At 69.9% G+C, this 20,434-nt stretch carries 17 protein-coding genes, 1 tRNA gene and 1 pseudogene; 16 read left to right on the forward strand and 3 right to left on the reverse strand.

The window, feature by feature from the left end; all coding sequences use genetic code 11:
• Positions 1-30: 30 nt before the first annotated feature.
• Positions 31-741 (reverse strand): hypothetical protein, encoded by a 711-nt coding sequence (locus R6Y94_RS05015; protein WP_318394546.1) that lies wholly within the window; start codon positions 739-741, stop codon positions 31-33.
• 204 nt (positions 742-945) lie between these two features.
• On the opposite strand from R6Y94_RS05015, the gene R6Y94_RS05020 reads away from it, so the two are divergent.
• Genes R6Y94_RS05020 through R6Y94_RS05055 form a run of 8 tightly spaced genes read left to right on the forward strand, consistent with a single transcriptional unit; the run spans position 946 to position 11,621 of the window.
• On the forward strand, positions 946-1,242 hold the full coding sequence (locus R6Y94_RS05020; protein WP_318394547.1) for a WXG100 family type VII secretion target: 297 nt from the start codon (positions 946-948) through the stop codon (positions 1,240-1,242).
• Positions 1,243-1,290: 48 nt separating this feature from the next.
• Positions 1,291-5,664, forward strand: a complete 4,374-nt coding sequence (locus tag R6Y94_RS05025) for an FtsK/SpoIIIE domain-containing protein (RefSeq protein ID WP_318394548.1) — start codon at positions 1,291-1,293, stop codon at positions 5,662-5,664.
• 28 nt (positions 5,665-5,692) lie between these two features.
• Positions 5,693-5,974, forward strand: coding sequence for a hypothetical protein (locus R6Y94_RS05030; protein WP_318394549.1), 282 nt, complete (start codon positions 5,693-5,695; stop codon positions 5,972-5,974).
• The gene (locus R6Y94_RS05035) at positions 5,971-7,182 is read left to right on the forward strand and encodes a hypothetical protein (protein WP_318394550.1); all 1,212 of its coding nucleotides are present in this window, start codon (positions 5,971-5,973) and stop codon (positions 7,180-7,182) included. The genes R6Y94_RS05030 and R6Y94_RS05035 overlap by 4 nt, the downstream gene beginning before the upstream one ends.
• Positions 7,182-7,922: a hypothetical protein gene (locus R6Y94_RS05040; RefSeq protein WP_318394551.1), complete on the forward strand. Its 741-nt coding sequence runs from the start codon at positions 7,182-7,184 to the stop codon at positions 7,920-7,922. Before R6Y94_RS05035 ends, R6Y94_RS05040 begins: the two co-directional genes overlap by 1 nt.
• Entirely contained in the window at positions 7,919-8,563 is a 645-nt protein-coding gene (locus R6Y94_RS05045) for a hypothetical protein (RefSeq protein ID WP_318394552.1), read from the forward strand. Before R6Y94_RS05040 ends, R6Y94_RS05045 begins: the two co-directional genes overlap by 4 nt.
• A 50-nt stretch (positions 8,564-8,613) precedes the next feature.
• Positions 8,614-10,188, forward strand: coding sequence for an RICIN domain-containing protein (locus tag R6Y94_RS05050; protein WP_318394553.1), 1,575 nt, complete (start codon positions 8,614-8,616; stop codon positions 10,186-10,188).
• Between the two features lie 14 nt (positions 10,189-10,202).
• On the forward strand, positions 10,203-11,621 hold the full coding sequence (locus R6Y94_RS05055) for a S8 family serine peptidase (protein ID WP_318394554.1): 1,419 nt from the start codon (positions 10,203-10,205) through the stop codon (positions 11,619-11,621).
• Positions 11,622-11,789: 168 nt separating this feature from the next.
• Here the strand turns inward: R6Y94_RS05055 and R6Y94_RS45015 are convergent.
• Positions 11,790-12,682: pseudogene (locus R6Y94_RS45015) on the reverse strand (alpha/beta hydrolase family protein).
• Here R6Y94_RS45015 and R6Y94_RS05065 point away from each other — a divergent pair.
• Positions 12,596-12,793: a hypothetical protein gene (locus R6Y94_RS05065; RefSeq protein ID WP_318394556.1), complete on the forward strand. Its 198-nt coding sequence runs from the start codon at positions 12,596-12,598 to the stop codon at positions 12,791-12,793. The pseudogene R6Y94_RS45015 and the gene R6Y94_RS05065 sit on opposite strands and share 87 nt — an antisense overlap.
• A gap of 137 nt (positions 12,794-12,930) precedes the next feature.
• On the opposite strand, the gene R6Y94_RS05070 is transcribed toward R6Y94_RS05065, so the two are convergent.
• Positions 12,931-13,003: transfer RNA gene (locus tag R6Y94_RS05070), tRNA-Leu, on the reverse strand.
• An 86-nt stretch (positions 13,004-13,089) separates the two neighbouring features.
• Between R6Y94_RS05070 and R6Y94_RS05075 the strand changes: the two genes are divergently transcribed.
• The 7 genes from R6Y94_RS05075 (at position 13,090) to R6Y94_RS05105 (ending at position 20,254) form a co-directional block, all read left to right on the forward strand.
• Positions 13,090-13,707: an ANTAR domain-containing response regulator gene (locus R6Y94_RS05075; protein ID WP_203862146.1), complete on the forward strand. Its 618-nt coding sequence runs from the start codon at positions 13,090-13,092 to the stop codon at positions 13,705-13,707.
• A gap of 99 nt (positions 13,708-13,806) precedes the next feature.
• Positions 13,807-14,982, forward strand: a complete 1,176-nt coding sequence (locus R6Y94_RS05080) for a hypothetical protein (protein WP_318394557.1) — start codon at positions 13,807-13,809, stop codon at positions 14,980-14,982.
• A gap of 299 nt (positions 14,983-15,281) precedes the next feature.
• Positions 15,282-16,427 (forward strand): branched-chain amino acid ABC transporter substrate-binding protein, encoded by a 1,146-nt coding sequence (locus tag R6Y94_RS05085; RefSeq protein WP_318394558.1) that lies wholly within the window; start codon positions 15,282-15,284, stop codon positions 16,425-16,427.
• Between the two features lie 64 nt (positions 16,428-16,491).
• On the forward strand, positions 16,492-17,475 hold the full coding sequence (locus R6Y94_RS05090; RefSeq protein ID WP_318394559.1) for a branched-chain amino acid ABC transporter permease: 984 nt from the start codon (positions 16,492-16,494) through the stop codon (positions 17,473-17,475).
• Complete coding sequence (locus R6Y94_RS05095) at positions 17,472-18,620, forward strand: ABC transporter permease subunit (RefSeq protein WP_318394560.1); 1,149 nt, start codon at positions 17,472-17,474, stop codon at positions 18,618-18,620. The genes R6Y94_RS05090 and R6Y94_RS05095 overlap by 4 nt, the downstream gene beginning before the upstream one ends.
• A gap of 28 nt (positions 18,621-18,648) precedes the next feature.
• Entirely contained in the window at positions 18,649-19,554 is a 906-nt protein-coding gene (locus R6Y94_RS05100; protein ID WP_318394622.1) for an ABC transporter ATP-binding protein, read from the forward strand.
• A complete protein-coding gene (locus R6Y94_RS05105) occupies positions 19,544-20,254 on the forward strand; it encodes an ABC transporter ATP-binding protein (RefSeq protein WP_318394561.1) in 711 nt (236 codons plus the stop codon). The genes R6Y94_RS05100 and R6Y94_RS05105 overlap by 11 nt, the downstream gene beginning before the upstream one ends.
• The last annotated feature ends 180 nt before the right edge of the window (positions 20,255-20,434 follow it).

Here is a 20,434-nt window from a genome sequence, read left to right on the forward strand (position 1 = left end):
CGGCCCGTTTCACGAACGCTTCATACGGCTTTACGTGCGAAGACGTACGGGCTCCGCCAGTAGTCCCGTATCGACGGTGCCGTCCATGCCCACGGTGAACCGCCAGGTCGCGTCGTCGGCACCGACGGCCACCACCGACCAGCGCCGCGCCGGCTCGCTGAGTAGCCGGTCGACCTGATAGAGGTCGCGTCCCAGGGGCCGGTCGGCGAAGAACAGGATCCCGCCCTCCGGCTCGTCCAGCACGGAGGCCGCCTCCGCCAGTCGGGACACGTTCCACCCGGCGAAGTCGGGGTCGTGCGGGAAGCGCACCCGGATCACCCGGGCCTCGGCTGCCCAGGGGCTGATGGCGAGCCGGCGTGACCAGGACCGGGCCAGGCTCCGGGCGAGCCCAAGATCGCCCTCGATGCTGGTGAGGCCGTTCGCCTGAGCGAGGTTGAGCAGCAGCCGGCCGCCGTCGATCACACCGGCCGAGACCAGCAGCGGATAGGGCTCCGGAATCCGGTCGTCCACCGCCGCAGTTCGCAGCCAGTGCAGGGACGACAGCCAGGTACGGCCGCACTGCGCCACGGTCCAGCCGGGTGGTGCCGCCTCGTCCGGGGTGGCCAGGCGCAACATCACGGACTCCGGGCCCAGGACCACGGCGCCAACGGCGGGTACGGGCCGGTGCCGCTGGGCGCATCCGGCGGCGAGGACGCGTACCGCATGGTCGACGGTCCAGGCGCCGGACCGTTCGTAACTCATCGTCCACTCCTCGAAACGCTCGGTTCGTCGGAACGTTAATCGTCAGTGGTGCGGTGCCGGCTGTCAACAATGGTTGTGGGCCTAGGGGCCCACAATCGTGTACTCCGACTGGACCGCGATCGCAGGCTTTTCTATATTGATCCGCGTTGCTTATCACCGGGCCGGCTACATAGCGTGGCTCGTACCATTCGAAGGGACGACCCGATGGCGAATCTCAACATCACCTACGCGGAGATGTCGGACAGCGCGACCCGGATGCGCAACAACAAGGACGAGATCGACGCTCGGCTGAACGAGTGCAAGTCCATCGTGAACAACCTGACCACTTCCGGCTTCGTCACCGACCAGGCGTCCGGCAGATTCGACGAGGTCCACACCGAGTTCGTCACTTCGGCGACCGAGGTGATGGAGAGCCTCACCCTGCTCTCCGAGTGGCTCGACAAGGCGGTTGAGGCGCTGCGCACCATGGACACCGAGCTCGCCGGCTCGCTGAACAAATAACAAAATCGCCGGCTCGCTGAATTAGCAACAAAGGGGTACGCCGTGCGCATGCTGATCACCCTCGCGTCGCCCCAGGCGTGGTCGGCCGACGTGGTCGTGGACGCCGATCCTGCCACCCCGGTGCGGGACATCGTCAAGAACCTGCTGGACAGTCTCGATCCGTCGTACGCCCCGCACGGCCCGTTCCCGGGCCTGGTCTACCTCGACGACCGGCCGCTCGAACTCGACCTGCCGCTGTCCACCAGCGGCGTGCACGACGGCTCGGTGTTGTGGGTCGGTGGCCCCGGTCCGGCCCCGTACGCCACCGGCGGCCTTGTCACCATCCGAGCCGTGACGGGCGCCGGTGCCGGGCGGATCTGGTCGCTTGGTCCGGGCGAGCACCGGATCGGCTCGGCTCCGCACTGTGCCGTCCGGCTGGCCGACGACGTGCCGGAGGTGGCTGCCGTCGCCCGGGTTACCTTCGACGCCGAGGTTCACGTCCGGGCTGTCAGCGGCGGCCTGCTGCTGGACCGGGGGGAGCTGGCCGCCGGCGAGGTCGGCTGGCGGGAGACCGCGCAGTTGACCGCCGGCAGCACCGCCCTGGAGGCGCACCCGGTCCTCTGCCCGGACGCGGTGATCGAGCCCTCGCCGGAGAGCGAGTACCTCGACTACAACCGTCCGCCGCGGCTGCTGCCGCCGACCCGGCCCGACAAGTTCAAGCTGCCGGCCGAGCCGAAACCGGGGACGCCGAACGCCCTGCCGTGGCTGGCCGCCGCGTTGCCGGCCGCGTTCGGCGGCGTCATGGCCCTGGTGCTGCGCAACCCGATCTACCTGATGTTCGCGGCGATGTCGCCGATCATGGTGATCGCCAACTGGTTGACCTCGCGCCGCCAGGGCAACCGCAGCCACCGAAGCCAGATCGCCGAGCATCGGGCGCGCGTCGCCGCGATCGAGGCCGACATCGCCGAGACGATCGTCCTGGAGCGCCACGATCGCCGGGTCGCCACTCCCGATCCGGCCGAACTGCTGATCGTGGCCACCGGGCCGCGGGCGCGGCTGTGGGAGCGCCGCCGCACCGATCCGGACCACCTCGTGGTCCGGATCGGCATCGCCGACCTGCCCAGCATGATCACCGTCGAGGCGGCAGGCCTGGACCGACGTACCGAACCTCGTTACCTGAACGACGTACCGGTCGCCTTCTCCATAGTGCGGGCCGGTGTCGTCGGTGTCGCGGGGCGCGGCGAGTGGCCGCGCCGGCTCGCGCGCTGGATGGCCGGGCAGCTGGCAGTCGCACAGAGCCCCCGTGACGTGCAGCTCTACCTGCTCACCGATCCCGACGGCGGTGCGCTGTGGGAATGGGCCGCCTGGCTGCCGCACACCCGTCCGCTGCTGGGGCAGCAGACCCTGACGCTGCTCGGCACGGACGCCGAGACGATCGCCCGCCGGATCGCCGAGCTGATCGAGCTGATCGAGGCCCGGCGGCAGGCCCGCCTGAACGCCGGGTCCGGCGTGCTGACCAGCGACCCCGACGTGGTCGTCGTGCTGGACGGCGCCCGGCGGCTGCGCGCCCTGCCCGGCGTGGTCTCCATCCTGCTGGGCGGCCCCGCCGTCGGCGTCTACTTCATTTGCGTGGACAGCGACGAGCGCACCCTTCCGGAGGAGTGCACGACCGTGGTCGTCGGCGGCGACGGCCTGCCCACGACGCTGCGGCAGCAACGGGCCGCGACGATCGAGGGCATCCGGGTCGACGAAGTGATCGACGACTGGTTCCCGCTCACGGGACGGCGGCTAGCCCCGGTCCGCGACGTCAGCGACACCTACGGCGATGCGGCGCTGCCGGCCTCCGCACGCCTGCTCGAGGTGCTGGGCATGGAGAACCCGTCGGTGGCCGCGGTCAACGCCCGGTGGGCCGCCTCCCCCCGTAGCACGCGGGCGTTGGTCGGCTACAGCCTGGACGGCCCGTTCGCGCTCGACCTGGTCCAGCACGGTCCGCACGGCCTGGTCGCGGGTACGACCGGTTCCGGCAAGTCGGAGTTCCTGCAGACGGTGGTGGCGTCGCTCGCCGTGGTGAACCGACCCGACGCGATGAACTTCGTCCTCGTCGACTACAAGGGCGGTGCCGCGTTCAAGGACTGCGTTGACCTTCCGCACACCGTCGGCATGGTCACCGACCTCGACGCTCACCTGGTCGAGCGGGCCCTCGCCTCGCTCGGCGCGGAGCTGACGCACCGGGAGCACCTGCTTGCCGCGGTCGGCGCCAAGGACCTCGAGGACTACGTCGACTACTCCACCCGGCGCCCGGTGCCGGAGCCGATCCCGCGGCTGCTGATCGTCATCGACGAGTTCGCCTCCATGGCCCGGGAGCTGCCGGACTTCGTCACCGGACTGGTCAACATCGCCCAGCGCGGCCGGTCGCTCGGCATTCACCTGATCCTGGCCACCCAGCGCCCGAACGGTGTGGTGTCCGCGGAGATCCGCGCCAACACCAACCTGCGGGTGGCGCTGCGGGTGACCGACGCCGGGGAGAGCGCCGACGTGATCGATGCCCGGGAGGCGGCGAGCATCTCCGCTACGAACCCGGGGCGCGCGTACGCCCGGCTCGGGCACAGCTCGCTCATCCCGTTCCAGTCCGGTCGGATCGGTGGCCGCCGACCGCAACAGAACCGGCCGGACGCCGTGGCCGCGCCGTTCCTGCATCCGGTGGGCTGGCTGGACCTGGGCCGGCCGGTGCCGCAGCGGCCCCGGGGCGCGGTCGAGAGCGACGAGGCCACCGACCTGTCGGTGCTGGTGTCGACGATCCGGCAGGCGAACGACATGCTCGGCGTGCCCGCCCAGCGCCGTCCCTGGCTGCCGCCGCTGCCGACGGTGTCGGTGGTGGACCTGCCCGTCGAGCCGCTCCGTGACGACCGGGGCGAGCCGTCGTTCGCCTGGGCGGTGCAGGACCTACCGAAGACGCAGCGGCAGGTGCCGATGACGATCGACCTGTCCACGTTCGGCCACCTGCACATCGTCGGCGCTCCCCGGTCGGGCCGGTCGCAGGCCCTGCGCACGATCGCCACCGCGGCTGCCTTCGCCACGAGCGTGGCCGACCTGCACCTGTACGGGCTGGACTGCGGCAATGGCGCGCTGCTGCCGATCACCCGGTTCCCGCACTGCGGCGCGGTCGTGCAGCGTACCGATGTGGAACGGGCCGGCCGCCTGCTGCGCCGCCTGCACGAGGAGGTGCAGCGCCGCCAGAAGGTGTTCGGCGAGGGTGGGTTCGCCGACCTGACCGAGCAACGCGCGGCCGGTCCCGCTACCGGGCGGCTGCCGCACATCCTGCTGCTGCTCGACCGCTGGGAGGGTTTCATGGGAACCCTCAGCGAGCACGACGGCGGAGCGCTGACCGACATCGTGCACACCCTGCTGCGGGAGGGCGCCAGCGCGGGCGTCCACCTGATCGTGGCGGGTGACCACAGCCTGCTGAGCGGCCGGATGGCCTCGCTCTGCGAGGAGAAGTTGGTGCTGCGGCTCTCCGACCGCAGCGACGCCACGCTGGCCGGGCTCAACCCGCGGAAGATCCCGGAGAACATGCCGCCCGGTCGTGGCTACCGTGCGATCAGTGCTGTCGAGGTGCAGGTCGCCCTGGTGGGCGCGGACCCGAGTGGTCCGGCGCAGGTCGCCGCGATGCACGCGCTGGCGGCCCGGCTGACCGAACGCGAGGCGGCTGTCCCGAAGGCGCTGCGCCCCGGCAGGATCGCCGTCATGCCGACCGAGCTGACCTTCGACCAGGCCTGGGAATCCGTCGACGAGCCGCGACCGGGCTGGGCGCTGATCGGCGTGGGTGGCGACGAGTTGGCGACGTTCGGCATCGATCTGCTCACCGATCAGCCGACCTTCCTGGTCGCCGGTCCGTCCCGCTCCGGTCGCAGCACCGCGCTCGCGGTGATGGCGGAGTCGCTGCTGCGCGGCGGGACGGAGCTGGTCATCGGCGCCCCGCTGCGATCGCCGCTGCGGAATCTGGCCGGGCGGACCGGGGTACGCGGGATCATCACCGACGCCAACCCGGAGGCGGAGGTTTTCGCCGCCCTCGTGGATCCGGGTGACGGACCGGTGGCCCTGCTGATCGACGATGCCGAGGGGTGGCGTGACTTCCCCGCCCGGGACTGGATGCGCGAACTGATTCGACAGGCTTCCGGGACCGGGCGTGCCGTGATCATCGCTGGCGAGGTCTCCTCGGTGGCGATGGGCTTCTCCGGCTGGCAGGTGGAGGTGAAGAAGAACCGGCGTGGCGCGCTGCTCTCCCCGCCGACCGTGGGTGCCGGAGACCTGGTCGGTGCCCGGTTGTCCCGGGCCGCCGTAGCCGAGAAGGTCGTGCCCGGGGTTGCCCGGGTGCACCTGGGCGACGGCACCTTGCAGACCGTTCAGATACCTCTGCTGGAACCGGTGGGGGCCGGCGGATGAACACAACGACAGTGGAAGCGGTGATGTGATGGCCGACATCGTGGTCAAGGACCTGGGGGACCTGACCGCGCACCTCAACGAGCTGATCAGCCAGTTCGAGGGCGCGCTGGACTTCCAGAACGAGTACAAGGGCCACTGGGGGCAGCTCAACGCGAACCTGTCAATGGGTGACTTCGCCGACAACTGGACGGTCAGCCGCGACAAGATGGTCGAGGCGATGAAGAAGTTCCGCGAGTCCGTGGAGGGCGCTGAGCAGGCCTGGGGCGATGCGGAACAGAAGATGGTGGACAGCCTCGAGGAGAAGAAGTGAGCGACCCCCGCCTGAAGACTCTCAAGGCTGCCGACCCCACTCAGATCCAGGCCGCGCAGAAACGCTATCAGCACATCTCCACCACGATCGACGACGCGGTGACCAAGCTGCAGAAGATCGTCGATACCGGCGGGGAAGGCCTGCGGGGACAGTGGGTCGAGCCGCTCAGGAAGGACGCGGAGTCCCTCAAGAGCAGCCTCAGCAAAGCTGCGGTGCGATACCACGACGTCGCCATCGAGATCGACAGGTACGAGGAGGAACTGCGGCATGCGATTACCAAGGTCGACGCCGCCACCGCGGCCGAGGAGGAGTGGAGCGCCTCGTTAGACAAGGCGAACGCGATGCCGGACCCGCAGCCGCACCCGGACGGCACGATCCCACCGGAGGAGCAGCGGAAGGCGGATGAGAAGAAAGGCGCGCAGGAGGAGGCGGACCGGGAGATCGAGGCGGCGAAGGACCGGCTGACCAGCGCCCTGAACGACCTGGACGTGGCCGGTAAGAGTTTCGGCGACAAGGTGAACTGCAAGAACTACGACGACGGGCTGACCGACAAGATCAACTGGCGGGTCGTGGGCATCTTCAAGTGGATCAGCAGGATATTTGGGATCATCGCCATAATTCTCACCGGACTGGCCGTCCTGGTCCCGATGATCGCTGCTCTCGCGGTGGTCGGCCCCATTGCCGCTGCGGCCCTCCCTTATATCGCGGTAGCCGGTGCTGTTGCCACTGCCGGCCTGCTGATAGCCGACAGCGTGCTGTTGGCGGGCGGCGTTGGCAGTGTGCTCAGCGTCGTTCTCGACGTCTTCGCGCTTGTGTTCGCCGGTCTGGGTGCGGCCGTCGTTCTCTTCGGTAAGCAGATCGAAGCCTTTACCAAGCTCATCAGGGGACTCGGGAACTGGAAGTTCAAGCCAGTCATCGGTCCGAACGGCGAGGTCATCCCGTTGGTCACAATCGGCAGCCCCCCTGCGACCGTCGGAGCCAAGACCGGCTTCTTCGATGTCCTGAAGAATTGGTTCACCACCCTGTTCAACGGGCGGGCGTTCAAGGATCTGTCGTTCCTGGGTCAGCTGCCGTTCTTCGGCTTGGCGAACGGCCTCAAGTGGGTATTCGGGCTCTTCAGCGGAATACACCAGGTGTTCAACCTCATCGCGGGCCTGATCATCGCGGGTATGCAGCTGAGCAAGCATCCGACGGTCGAGGGGAAGTGATGAGGACACAGCTCGGCGACGAGCCGACGACGAGCTTTGAGGTGTCCTGGTACTGGGACTGGGTGCCGGCAGCCGGGAGCGATGTCGCGAAACGGACCGCCTGGACCGAGTCGCTGAGAAGCCTCCTCGACGGCTGGGTGGGCGAGAAGGTGGCTGCGGCCCGGGCCGCCTGGCCCGCCGACGATCCGGAGGAATTCCCGTTCACCGTCGATGACATGGGGTCAGCGGTGGCACGGAGCCTGCTGGAGCGTGCCGACGACCTGCCCCGGAACTGCCGCCTGATCTGGGGTGCGGGGTTCCTCGGCGACGAGGCGCGCTGGCTGCCGCTGCTCGTCCTGGCCGAGTTCCGCCAGGCACGCCCCGAGGACCCGGCCTATCTGATGGCCATGGTGGGTGCGGAGGGCTTCGAGGATGACATACGGCCACCGAACATCGAGTACGTGACCACCGAGCACGGCGACGGCGTCCGGGTACTCGCGCTGGCCCGTTCCGAGGGTGAAGGGCTGCACAGCCGGGTCAACGCGGCGCTGCGCCTGGAGGGCCGTCCCACCTCTGGACCGCCGGCGATGGACGTTGACGTCCTGCTGACGACCCGGGTCGCCGCGCTGAGTCAGATGGCGGTGATCGGCACCGGAGTGGAAGCGGTGATGCACATGATCGCCACGCAGTTTGCCGCGCCGCCCGAGAACGGGGTGTCGGCACTGCGATTCGTGCTCGACGCCGAGCAGGATCACTCATGATCGATTTCGAGCTCATCATCCCCGAGGGCTGGGTACACATACCCACCACACCCGAATTCAGCCGGGTCCGGGAACGGACCATCAACGCCATCGTCCGGCACGCCCTGCCCGACACGCTGCCGCGGGACAAGGCCGGACCGTGGCGGCGCATGCTGCGCCGGGACCTCACCGAGGCGACCGACGAGGCCGAGCGACACGGTGCCCGGGCGGTGGTGTTGCCGGTACAGGAGATGCACGGCATGCGGCTGCCCGGCACGCTCGTGCTCTCCGTGATCGAGGACGCCGCCCCGCCGCAGGATCCGAAGCTGGTGCTGGACTCGGTCCTCGCCGACGCCGGCTCCGACGGGATGGCGCTGGAGATCGGCGGCTGCCCGGCCGCCCGGGTCCGCCAGGTCGTCGACAGCGGTCCCATCCAACGCAAGGCACCGGCAGTACGGGTCAACTACCTCGTGGCGACCCCTGACGCGCCCGGTGTCTGGGGGGCCCTGACCTTCACCGTGCTGAGCGACGGTGACGTCGACGCCGAACCGGTGCAGGCCATCGTCCTGCTGTTCGACATGGTCGTCTGCACCCTGCGCTGGGTCGATCATGCCGGAGTCCCTACCGAGGACGAGCTGCTCGGGCAGTTGTCCGGCAACTGACGGAAGGAACAGGGTCAACAGTGGTCCGCTTACCGAGACTGAGCCGTCCGGTGGCTTCGGGCGTCGTCCTGGCGCTTGCCGTCCTGACCGGCGCCGGCGGCTTCGCGGCACGGCAGGTGGCGAGCGCCGCCGAACCCCTGGCGGGCACCTCGCTCTCCGCGCAGGACGTGCGGATTCTCGTCAGCGCCGGGTCCTCCTGCGCCGCGCTCACCCCGGCCCGGCTGGCTGGGCAGGTGATGGTCGCCTCCAACTTCGGCAGCCGGCCGGTCGCCGAGATGCGCGAGCGTGGTGCGACGGGGACTGCCGCGCTGACTCCTGAGCAGTGGGAGGAGAACGTGCCGTGGACCGGTGCTCAGCCCACCGATCGCGAGGCCGCCATCACGGCTCTCGCGCGTCTCACGTGTCGGCTCGTCGGGCAGTCCCGGGCCGTGAACATCAAGGAGGAGCCCTGGCGGGTCGCGTTGGCGGCGTACCGGGTCGGCCTGGAGCAGGTGATCACGGCCGGGGGCATTCCCGGTGACGCCAAGGACTATGTGGACACCGTAGAGCGGTACGCCAGGTGGTACGCCCTGCAGCCGGCGCTCGGCGACGCCTCGGCAACACCGGCAGCCACCGCCGCCACGTCCGGCGGCTCGGTGGCCTCCGTGCCCGACGCGTACGTGAACGCGGTCGTCGCCGCCGGAAGGATCTGCCCCGAGATGCCGCCCGCCCGCATCGCGGCACAGATCACGGTGACCTCCGGCTTCGACCCGAACCGGCTGGGTTCGGCCGGTGAGCAGGGCATCGCGCAGTTTCTGCCGAACGTCTGGGCGGCCAACGTGCAGTCGTCCGCTAACAGGTCACCGTGGAGTCCGTCGGTGGCGATCCCGGCGCTCGGCCGCACCATGTGCAAGCTGATCAAGCAGGCCGGCGGCCAGTACGCCCCGGCTCTGGCCGCCTTCGCCCGCGGCGACGAGACGGCCGTGGTCGGCACATTGGCCGAGGCGGTGACCAAGGCGGAGGCCGAGTACGCCAAGGACAGCCGGCTGCAGGCGCCCAGGACACTCCCCGCCTCGCCGAAGCCGGAAGAGACGAAGGCGACTGCGAAGCCGACACGACGGGCCCGTGACAACCAGCCGACGGTCAAGGCGGCCGGCGCAACAGGTCGCAGCTACGGGCCGTACTTCATCCGCAATCTCGCCACGGGGAAGTGTGTCGACCTGCCCGGTCTCGGCGAGGGCAGGCGGGACGGGCCGGTGAACCAGTTCACGTGCAACAAGACCGGCGACGACAACCAGGAGTGGACGTTCGAGCCGCGGGCCGTTGACGGCGAGGGATACCAGCTCTACTGGATCCGCAACGCGGACGACGGGTTCTGCGTCGACCCGCCCGGCCTCGAGACGGTGCAGCCGGCAACCACGCTGAACGAAACGGGCTGTTCCGACCGGGACAACCAGTACTTCCGGCTGGAGCCGAAGAAGACCTCGGGCGGGCTCGCTTACTACTGGCTGCGCAACACGGCCGCCGAGATGTGCCTCGACGTGCTCGGCGTGGGCAGCGGCGGCGACGCTGCCCGGCTGACTCTCTTCCCCTGCCACTCGAACGACGACCACGAGTGGGCCCTCGTCGAGAAGTCCGAGTGGTGATGGGGATGGCGACAATGACGTTCCGCGGCGTGCTGGTGGCGACCGTGCTGGCGGCCGCGATGACTGGTGTGTCCCCGCTTCCCGGTCAGGCCGTGCCACCTACGGACGTTGTCGTGAACCAGTTGTATTACACGGTGACGGACTCCTATCAGGGCGCGCCGGAGAACCTGTGGGAGGTGGCGGACCGCTTTCTCGGCGATGCGGGCCGGGCTGGCGAGATCCTCGACCTGAACTCGGGGCGGGTGCAGCCTGACGGCGGCCGGCTCTCGGATCCGGGCCGCCTGCGCGCGGGCTGGCACCTCGTCCTGCCGTGGGACGCGATCGGCACCGAGTTGCGCCATGGCTCGCCGCCTGCGAGTGCCGAGCCGTCCTCGGGCTGCGCACGGGAGACGGCCGTCCCGGCGGCGGCTTCATGGGGGCAGACTCTGCTGACGCCGAGCCGGGTCTGGTCTGTGACGGATGGCTCGGGTGTCAAGGTGGCGGTCGTTGGCTCCGGTGTGGACGGCGCTGCTACCGAACTGTCCGGCCGGGTCGCCGCGGGCACCGACGTCGCCACCGGCACAGGCCGTGCCGACACCGGCTGCGAGGGCTCCGGGACTGCCCTGGCCGGCATCGTCGCCGGTGCCGACGGTACGGGGGGCGAGATCTTCGGTGTGGCGCCCGGGGCTCGGGTCGTACCCGTCAACGCGGGCACCGCCAAGCTCTCGGCGCGCCTCGCGGCGACCGGCATCGACGTCGCTGTCGCCTCCGGCGCCCGGGTCGTCCTGGTCGGCGCCGGTGTCGACGCCGCGGAACCCGTGGTGCGTGCCGCCATCAGCGACGCGATCTCGCAGGATGTGGTGGTCGTGCTGCCCGCGTCCGCTGCGGCCGATCCGGCAGATGGCCTGCTCCGCGTCGGCGCGATCCGAGAGGACCGGCAGCCGGCCGACGACTACCCGGATGACGCGGTGGACCTGCTGGCCCCGGGTGTCGGCGTGGCGAGCATCGGCCGGTCCGGCAGCGGAGCCGAGTACGCGGCCGCGTTCGTTGCCGGCACGGTCGCTCTGGTCCGCTCGGCCCATCCCGGGTTGCGCGCCGCCGAGGTGACCCGGCAGGTGCTCACAACGGTCGCGGAAGGGGTGGTCAGCCCGGTCGCCGCGGTCACCGCGCCGCTGCCGGCGGGCGGCAGGACGAACGCCGCGGTCACGGAACCGTCCGGCAGCCTGGTGACGCTGAGCCAGGTGCTGTACGGAATCGCGGTCGGCCTGGCCCTACTGCTGCTACTGCCTTTCCTGTTTCAGCGTTCGGCGCGCATCCTGACCCAGGTGGTGGCCCGCCGCCGGGCGAAACGGCAGGCCCAGCAGGCCCGCGCCCGGGTAGCCGACGACAACGACGTGTTCTGGGAGCCGCCCACGGGCGGTCCCGGTCGGCCGGTGCGTCAAGCCGAGCAGTGAGACCACCGCCCGGGCTCTCCTTCTCGGCCGCCGGCGCCGAACGCCGGACACCGGGTCTGCGCCGCGAGGAGGCCCGCGGTCCTCGCGCACATCTCCACGGAGTACTACCTCCGGCTCGAGCAGGGCGGGCCGCCGTGGCCGTCCGGCGAGGTCCTTGCCGCGGCGGGACTACTTGGATTCGACGGAGCCGGCATCGAAGGCGGTGACCGCGTGCTGCCAGGTCGGGTCGGCCGGGTAGAGCTGCGAGCGCAGGTACGCCCAGACCATCGCGCGGAGCACGGCGACCCGGGCCAAGTTCTCGTCGGAGGTCTCCGCCGCGTCGTAGCCGGAGATGCCGCCGAAGAGGTGTTCCGCGCCGTGCATCATCAGCAGGGTCTTCGGGGCGGGGGCTGACGTGTACGCGTCCCAGCGGTAGCTGAGCCGGTCGGAGAACATCGGGTTGAGGTCCTTGTCCCCGGCGACCACCAGCGCCGAGGCGGTCATCGTGCTGAAATCGGTGTACCTGTTGACCGGGTAGCGGTCGATCATCGCCTGGTTGACGTACTCGTCGGCGAGGCCGGGCGCGGCGAGGATGACACCGGCCTTGATCCGGGCATCCTGCAGACGTACACGGCTGCCGTCGGCCGGGTCGGCGGTCTGCATACCGAGCAGCATCGCGGCGGTGTGGCCGCCCAGCGAATGTCCGGCGACCGCAACCCGCTCCCGTCGAGGCGCCCGGCCAGGCCGGGAACGGCGGCCTCGATCTCGTCGAGGTGATCGAGGATGAAGCTCATGTCCTGGACCCGGGTCTTCCAGAACAGTGGCGCCTCGGGGTGGCCGGTCTCGCGCAGCCTCAGGACGGTGGAGTCGAGGTGGGTGGGCTGAATGACCACGAAACCGTGTGCGGCCCAGAAGTCGACCAGCGGGCCGTAGCCGCGCAGTGACGACAGGAAGTTCGAGCCGCCGTGACCGTGGTACAACAAGATGATCGGCAGATGCTCGCCGACCGCGGGAACGTTGACCTTGATTTCCAGCGGCACGAGGCGGCCCGGCACGTCGAAGGCGACCGGGCCGAAGGTCAGGACCTGGGTCGGCTCGCTGACCGGGATGTTGCCCGCATCGGGCACTTGCTGGCGCCCGCCTCGTGGAACCGTTCGAGCCAGGCGACGCCTTCGTCGAGCACCAGCCGGTGACGACCATCGTCAACGCGATCCGCGACCTGTTCACCCAGCAGCGGGTCGACAGCGCGCTACGACGCTCACCCCGACCGCCGGGTGATAGCTGCCATCTTGATCAAGCCTGTGGCCAGGCAAAACGCGTATGTATGCGGTGCCCCCGGTGGGATTCGAACCCACACTGTCGATCTTTTGAGAATCGCGCCTCTGCCGTTGGGCTACAGGGGCCTGGCGTCGATAAGACTACCCACTACGCTGAGGGCGGCGACACCCGGCTGGGCAGGTGTCGGAAACGTAGTTGGGGGTAGGGGCTCGTGGCCGACATTCAGGCTGGTACCGAGCGTAGGCGGGTGTTGATCGCCGAGGACGAGGCGCTCATCCGGCTGGACCTGGCCGAGATGCTGGTCGAGGAGGGCTACGACGTGGTGGGGGAGGCGGGCGACGGCGAGACTGCGGTGCGCCTCGCCGAGGAGTTGAAGCCCGACCTCGTCATCCTCGACATCAAGATGCCCATCATGGATGGGCTGGCTGCGGCGGAGCGGATCGCCGGTGGCCGGATCGCCCCGGTGGTCATCCTCACCGCGTTCAGCCAGCGGGACCTGGTGGAGCGGGCTCGGGCGGCCGGCGCGATGGCGTACCTGGTCAAGCCGTTCCAGAAGAGCGACCTGGTGCCGGCGATCGAGATCGCGCTGTCTCGCTACTCGGAGATCGCCGCCCTGGAGGCCGAGGTGGCCGGCCTGACCGACCGCCTGGAGATCCGTAAGACGGTGGAGCGGGCCAAGGGTGCGCTGATGACGACCTACGGGATGACCGAGCCGCAGGCGTTCAAGTGGATCCAGCGCACCGCCATGGACCACCGGATGACGATGCGCGAGGTGGCCGAGCGGATTCTGGCCGAGGGCACCGGCGCGGAGCCGGCCGAGGCAGGCTGAGTCCTCCGCCGAGGGGTCGTTCGGGGAGTCGGGTCGAGGGGGCGTTCCGGAGCCGGTCGAGGGGCACTCGGCGTCGTACTCCGGGCTTACACTCGGGCGATGTTCCCCGGACGGCGTGGCATCGGCGCCATGGTCCTCTCGGCCGTGCTGTTCGGCGCCGGCTGCGCGGAGCCCGCGCCGGAGCCGCCACCCGAGCCGGTCCGGCCGCAGTGGCAGCGGCTGACCCTGCCCGCACCGGCCGGGACCGCCGGCCGACCGATGGTGCGGGACGTCACCGGCTGCGCCGACCGGTGGTATGCGGTCGGCGGGGTCGGCGGCGCCGCCGGAGAGACCCGGCCGGCGGCCTGGACCAGCACCGACGGCGTGACCTGGGCGGCGATGAGGCTGGAGCCGAAGGGCTACTACGGGCGGCGCAGCGTGCTCTACTCGGCGGCCTGCCGCGACGGCCGGGTCGCGATCCTCGGCGACAAGCCGGGCGGCGCGCACGGCAATCCCCGGGCGAGCAGTTGGCGGCAGCTCCCCGACGGTTCCCTGGTGGAGGTCGAGGCCCGGTTCGAGCTGTACGGCGGTCCGACCGCGGTCAACGTCGCCCGGCTGGTCGCGGGTCCGAGGGGCTACCTGATCGCCGGTAACCGGTCCAGCGGGGTGGCCTCCTGGGTCTCCGCCGACGCGGGCGAGTTCGAGATCATGGAGGGCGTGCCGGAGCTGGCCACCGACGGACGGGGCACGACCTGGGGCTTCGACGCGGTGGCGACCGCGCAGGGCTGGCTGATGGTCGGCGGCATCCTGCCGCCCGGCGGCCGGATCGACCGGGATCCGCTCGGCTGGACCTCTTCGGACGGCCGGACCTGGCAGCGGGATCCGGTGCCGGCGACCGAGGCGTACGAGGAACTGCAGCGGGTCGTGGTGCTGGCGGGGACACCGGTGACGGTGGGACTGCGGGGCAGGGAGTTCGGTGTCTGGCGGCGCGGCCCGCAGGGCTGGGAGTCGGCCGGCGCGTTCGGCACGCACGGTTCCGCCGGGGCTCCGGCGGTGGGCGCGTTGGCCGTGACCGGGGACGGGCTGCTTGCCGCCGTCTCCGACGGGACGTCGTACTCGCTCTGGTCCGGCGGGGACGAGGGCCGCGCCTGGCGGCCGGTGACCGGGCCGGTGCCGATGCCGGCCGGCGCGGACCGGGACGTCAGCGTATTCGCCGTCGCCGACCAGGTGCTGCTGGCCGTGGACGACGGCCGGGAGGCAGCGCTCTGGACCACCCGGCTGACCCTCGGAACGTGACCCGGAACGGGCGTGGGGCGGGCACTCGTGACGGGTGCGGGCGAGGATCGGACAGCAGGTCGGATAAGGGGCGTAGCCGGACTCGGTTGTTACGGGTGTGGTCACGGGCGTGCACGTGTTCGTAACGGTTTGGCAAGCCCGGCCCCCAGGCCTTTCCTTGACCGAATAAGCCTCGGTACGCTCCGCCATCACGAGCCGTAACGCAGGTGGACGTCAATCGTCCGGCGGTGGGTGGACCGATTCCGGCACTACCCGCCACCAGGCCGTCGTCGCCTGCATCTTGAGGAGGTCAAGGAGCCGTGAGGCGTAAGTATGTACGGGCGCTGAGCACCACCGCCCTGGCGGCGGTTATGGTGGCCGCGGCCGGCTGCCAGGACTCGGGCGGCGGCAGCACCGAGGCTGAGGCCTGTGGCGGCAAGATCGCGATCTTCGGTGCGTTCACCGGTGACAACGCGGGTCTGGTCATCCCGTCGCTGAATGGCGCCAAGCTCGCCGTGAAGCAGCACAACGCGGCGAAGCCGGACTGCCAGGTCACCCTGCAGGAGTTCGACACCCAGGGCGACCCTGCCGTTGCCACCCCGTTCGCGAGCCAGATCGCCGGCGACGCGTCGTTCCTCGGCGTGATCGGCGGGCACTTCTCCGGTGAGAGCGACGCGACGATGCCGGTCTACCAGGCCGCCGGCCTGGCGATGGTGAGCCCGTCGGCCACCCGGATCGACCTGACCCAGAAGGGCAACACCTCGTTCTTCCGGGTGGTCGGTCACGACGGCACCCAGGCCGCCGCGGTGGCGACCTACCTCAAGGGCCAGAACGCGCAGAAGGTCTTCGTCGTCGACGACGGCAGCGCGTACGGCGCGGGCATCACCGCCGAGCTCGGCAAGGCGCTCGGCCCGCTGGTGGTGGCCACCGACAAGATCCAGGAGCGGCAGTCGCAGTTCGACGCCACCGTTTCCAAGATCAGGAGTGCCGGTGCGGACTACCTGTTCTACGGCGGCTACACCCGCGAGGCCGCTCCGCTGGTCCGCCAGATGCGCGCCGCGGGTGTGAACGCGAAGTTCATCGGTCCGGACGGTCTCTACGACCCGGCGTTCCCCGAGGGCGCGGCCGGCGGTGCCGAGGGTGCCGTCATCACCTGCCCGTGCCTGCCCGCAGACAAGGCCGGCGGCACCTTCTCGGCGGACTACCAGAAGGAGTACAACATCGCGCCGGGTTCGTACGGCGCGGAGGGCTACGACGGTGCCAAGGTCTTCCTGGACGCGTTCGACGCGGGCAAGCAGACCCGGAAGGACATCCTTGACTTCGTCAAGGCCTACGACAAGCAGGGTGTGTCGAAGTACATCAAGTTCGACGACAAGGGCGACGTGGACCCGACCAAGGTCGTGATCTGGGCGTACGAGGTGAAGAACAAGCAGATCACCGCGCTGCAGGAACTCAAGATCAGCTGACCGGGTTCTTTTTGAGGGCGGCCGGGGGAGAACCCCCCGGCCGCGCTCGATGCAAGGAGCTTTTGTGAACTTCGACGAACTATTCGGCCACTTCGGCCAGCACACCGTCGACGGTCTCTCCAAGGGCGCGATCTACGCGTTGATCGCCCTCGGTTACACCCTGGTCTACGGCGTACTCCGGCTGATCAACTTTGCCCACTCCGAGGTCTTCGTGGTGGGTACCTTCGCGGTCCTCGGCGCGTGGACCGCGTTCGGGATGCAGGACAACCCCGGCGCTGGGCAGGCGATCCTCTTCCTGCTCATCGGCCTGGTCGCCGCCGCGGTCGCCTCCGGCGGCACCGCGCTGGCGCTGGAACGCATCGCGTACCGACCGCTGCGTAAGCGCAACGCGCCACCACTGGTCTTCCTCATCACCGCGATCGGACTCTCGCTGGTGCTGGTGGAGATCCTCGGCCTGCTGCTGCCGCGCCTCGTCGGTGGTGTCTTCCCCACACTGTTCGGCCGGGAGCGCCAGATCGTCGGTATGCCGACGCTCATCGAGCAGAAGCCACTGATTACCCTCGGTGACACAGCAATCACCAACGTGCAGGCGATCGTCTTCTTCTCCGCGCTGCTGATGATGGCGATGCTGGACTGGTTCATCAACCGGACCAGATACGGTCGCGGCGTGCGGGCGGTGGCCCAGAATCCCGAGACGGCCGCCCTGATGGGGGTCAACCAGGACCGGGTCATCATGCTCATCTTCGTGCTGGGCGGGGTGATGGCCGGCGCCGCGGCGCTGCTCTGGAGCGTCCGCTTCGGCTTCACCCAGAGCAGTCTCGGCTTCGTTCTCGGTCTCAAGGCGTTCACCGCCGCGGTGCTCGGCGGGATCGGCAACCTGCGGGGCGCGCTGCTCGGTGGCCTCTTCCTCGGCCTGGTCGAGGTCTACGCCGCCACGCTCTACACCTCGGCCTGGGAGGACGTGGTGGCGTTCGTGGTGCTCATCGTCGTGCTGATGTTCCGGCCGACCGGTCTGCTCGGCGAGTCGCTGGGGAGGGCCCGCGCATGATGGACAAGCTCCGGGCCACCGAGGCCCGCCGCCGTGCCACGCTCTCCGGAATCGCCGACCGCTGGACCGCGCTGCCGCCCTGGCAGCGGCTCGTCGGGGTGGCGGCGTTCATCGCCTTCCTCTACTACCTTCCCCTGCTGGGCATCCCCGGCCTGACCTGGCTGCGTACCGACTCGATCGACGGTGGCAACAGCTGGGCGGGCGTGCTCTTCACCTGCGCCATCTACGTCCTGGTCGCGATCGGCCTGAACGTGGTGGTGGGGCTCGCCGGCCTGCTCGACCTGGGCTACATCGGGTTCTTCGCGATCGGCGCCTACAGCGTGGCGCTGTTCGGTTCGACGAACTCACCGGTGGTCAAGTGGATGCAGCGGACCTTCGACCTCGAACCCACCTGGGCGGTGGCATGGGCGATCTGCATTCCGCTGGCGATCGCACTCAGCCTCACCTCCGGGGTGATCCTGGGCTGGCCGACGCTGCGGCTGCGCGGTGACTACCTGGCCATCGTCACGCTCGGCTTCGGCGAGATCATCCGGATCGTCGCCCGTAACCTCACCGGGGTCACCAACGGCGCCGCCGGGATCTCCGCGATCCCCGGGCCGGAGGGGGCGCCGTCCGCGGACAACCAGATCTTCGGTCTCCAGGATCTCAAGCCCTGGTACTGGCTGGCGCTGACGGTCGTGCTGCTGATGGTCTTCGCCGTCCGCCGGCTGGAGAACAGCCGGGTCGGCCGTTCCTGGCTGGCGATCCGCGAGGACGAGGACGCGGCGGCGGTGATGGGCGTGAACGGCTTCAAGTTCAAGCTCTGGGCCTTCGCGATCGGCGCGGCGCTCGGCGGCCTCTCCGGGTTCCTCTTCGCCAGCCGGAACGCCTTCATCGACCCGAGCCAGTTCAACGCCACCCTCTCGATCCTCTTCGTCGCGATGGTGGTGGTCGGCGGTTCGGGCAACATGGTCGGGGTCGCGTTCGGCGCGGTGCTGCTGGCGTACCTGCCGGAGCGGTTCCGGTTCGTCAGCGACTACCGGTGGGTGGCGTTCGGCTTCGCGATGGTGGTGGTGATGGTCCTGCGGCCGCAGGGTCTGATCCCGAGCCGGCGGCGCGCCCGTGAACTGCAGGACCGGGCGAAGGAGGCGAAGGTCAGTGTCTGAGACGACCTCAACCCAGGACCGGGAGCCGGTGATCCCCAGCCAACCCGGGCCACGCCGGTTGCTGCTCGAGATCGACCAGGTCGTGCTCCGCTTCGGCGGCGTGGTCGCGCTCAACGAGGTCAGCTTCCAGATCCACGAGGGCGAGATCCTCGGGCTGATCGGTCCGAACGGTGCGGGTAAGACCACCTGCTTCAACGTGATGACCGGAGTGTTCAAGCCGACGTCGGGCCAGGTGCGCTTCGCCGGCGCCCGGGTCAGTGGCCGGAAGCCGCCGGAGATCAGCCGGCTGGGCATCTCGCGTACCTTCCAGAACATCCGGCTCTTCCCCGAGATGACCGCGCTGGAGAACGTCATGGTCGGGACGGACTCCCGACACAAGACCAGCGTGATCGGGGCGCTCTTCCGGTCCTACCGGATGAAGCCCAAGCCGGAGGAGTTGCCGGTGGTGGACTCGGAGGTCCCGCTCTACCGGACCTGGCAGCAGGTGCGCCTGACCTGCGCCAAGATCTTCGGCATCTCCCGGCACACCCTGGAGGAGCGGGCAGCGGAGAAGAAGTCGCTCGAACTGCTCCGCTTCGTCGGCATCGAGGGCCGGGCGAACGAGGTGGCCCGCAACCTCTCCTACGGGGACCAGCGCCGGCTGGAGATCGCCCGGGCGCTCGCCACCGAGCCGAAGCTGCTCTGCCTGGACGAGCCGGCCGCCGGGTTCAACCCGGCGGAGAAGGAGCAGTTGCTCACGCTGATCCGGCAGATCCGCGACCGGGGCCACACCGTGCTGCTGATCGAGCACGACATGCGCCTGGTCATGGGCGTCACCGACCGGGTCGTGGTGCTGGAGTTCGGCACCAAGATCGCCGAGGGTACGCCCGAAGAGGTCAGCCGAGACCCGCGGGTGATCGCCGCGTACCTGGGGGAGTCCGTCGATGCTGCTTGAACTCGACAACGTCACGGTGGCGTACGGGCGGATCGAAGCCCTGCACGGGATCAGCCTGCACGTCGACGAGGGCGAGATCGTGGCCCTGATCGGCGCCAACGGTGCCGGCAAGACCACCACGATGCGGGCCATCTCCGGCATCCGGGGGCTGGCCGGCGGTGCGATCCGGTTCGCCGGTGAGGACATCAGCCGGCTCCGGGCCGACCTGCGGGTGGGCCGGGGGCTCTGCCAGTCCCCGGAGGGCCGGCAGATTTTCCCCGGCATGACGGTCCTGGAGAACCTGGACATGGGGGCGTACACCCGGCGGGATTCCGCCGGGATCGCCGCCGACCTGGAGCGGGTGTTCGGGCTCTTCCCCCGGCTGGCCGAGCGGCGCAAGCAGGCCGGCGGCACGCTCTCCGGTGGCGAGCAGCAGATGCTGGCGGTGGGCCGGGCCCTGATGAGCCGGCCGAAGCTGCTGCTGCTGGACGAGCCGTCGATGGGGCTGGCCCCGCTGGTGATCAAGCAGATCTTCGACATCGTGACGGAGATCAACCAGCAGGGCACCACGGTGCTGCTGGTGGAGCAGAACGCCCAGCAGGCGCTTTCCCGGGCGCACCGGGGTTACGTGCTGGAGACCGGCCGGATCGTCAAGGAGGGTACCGGCCAGGAGCTGCTGCACGACCCGGCGGTCAAGGAGGCCTATCTCGGGGTCGCCTGATCCCGTACCCGGCAAGCCCCGGTCCGGTGGTTCCGGACCGGGGCTTCCGCGTCTGCGCCTGCGGCGCGTTCCAGGTCGGGCCGCCGCACCGCCGGGCCGTCGCTGGTCGGTGCCGCTGGACCGGGCGTGCCACCGCGTCCGCGGGCGGCCCGGCGGTGGGTGCGCTGTCGGGGGTGCGGA

This window comes from Plantactinospora sp. KLBMP9567 (assembly GCF_033446045.1).
Classification (GTDB): Bacteria; Actinomycetota; Actinomycetes; order Mycobacteriales; family Micromonosporaceae; genus Plantactinospora.

What these genes read in the sequence shown, in the direction of transcription:
- R6Y94_RS05015 (WP_318394546.1), bottom strand. Translation starts at nt 741, where the DNA reads ATGAGTTACGAACGGTCCGGCGCCTGGACCGTCGACCATGCGGTACGC.
- R6Y94_RS05020 (WP_318394547.1), top strand. Translation starts at nt 946, where the DNA reads ATGGCGAATCTCAACATCACCTACGCGGAGATGTCGGACAGCGCGACC.
- R6Y94_RS05025 (WP_318394548.1), top strand. Translation starts at nt 1,291, where the DNA reads ATGCTGATCACCCTCGCGTCGCCCCAGGCGTGGTCGGCCGACGTGGTC.
- R6Y94_RS05030 (WP_318394549.1), top strand. Translation starts at nt 5,693, where the DNA reads ATGGCCGACATCGTGGTCAAGGACCTGGGGGACCTGACCGCGCACCTC.
- R6Y94_RS05040 (WP_318394551.1), top strand. Translation starts at nt 7,182, where the DNA reads ATGAGGACACAGCTCGGCGACGAGCCGACGACGAGCTTTGAGGTGTCC.
- R6Y94_RS05045 (WP_318394552.1), top strand. Translation starts at nt 7,919, where the DNA reads ATGATCGATTTCGAGCTCATCATCCCCGAGGGCTGGGTACACATACCC.
- R6Y94_RS05055 (WP_318394554.1), top strand. Translation starts at nt 10,203, where the DNA reads ATGACGTTCCGCGGCGTGCTGGTGGCGACCGTGCTGGCGGCCGCGATG.
- R6Y94_RS05065 (WP_318394556.1), top strand. Translation starts at nt 12,596, where the DNA reads ATGCTCGCCGACCGCGGGAACGTTGACCTTGATTTCCAGCGGCACGAG.
- R6Y94_RS05080 (WP_318394557.1), top strand. Translation starts at nt 13,807, where the DNA reads ATGTTCCCCGGACGGCGTGGCATCGGCGCCATGGTCCTCTCGGCCGTG.
- R6Y94_RS05095 (WP_318394560.1), top strand. Translation starts at nt 17,472, where the DNA reads ATGATGGACAAGCTCCGGGCCACCGAGGCCCGCCGCCGTGCCACGCTC.
- R6Y94_RS05105 (WP_318394561.1), top strand. Translation starts at nt 19,544, where the DNA reads ATGCTGCTTGAACTCGACAACGTCACGGTGGCGTACGGGCGGATCGAA.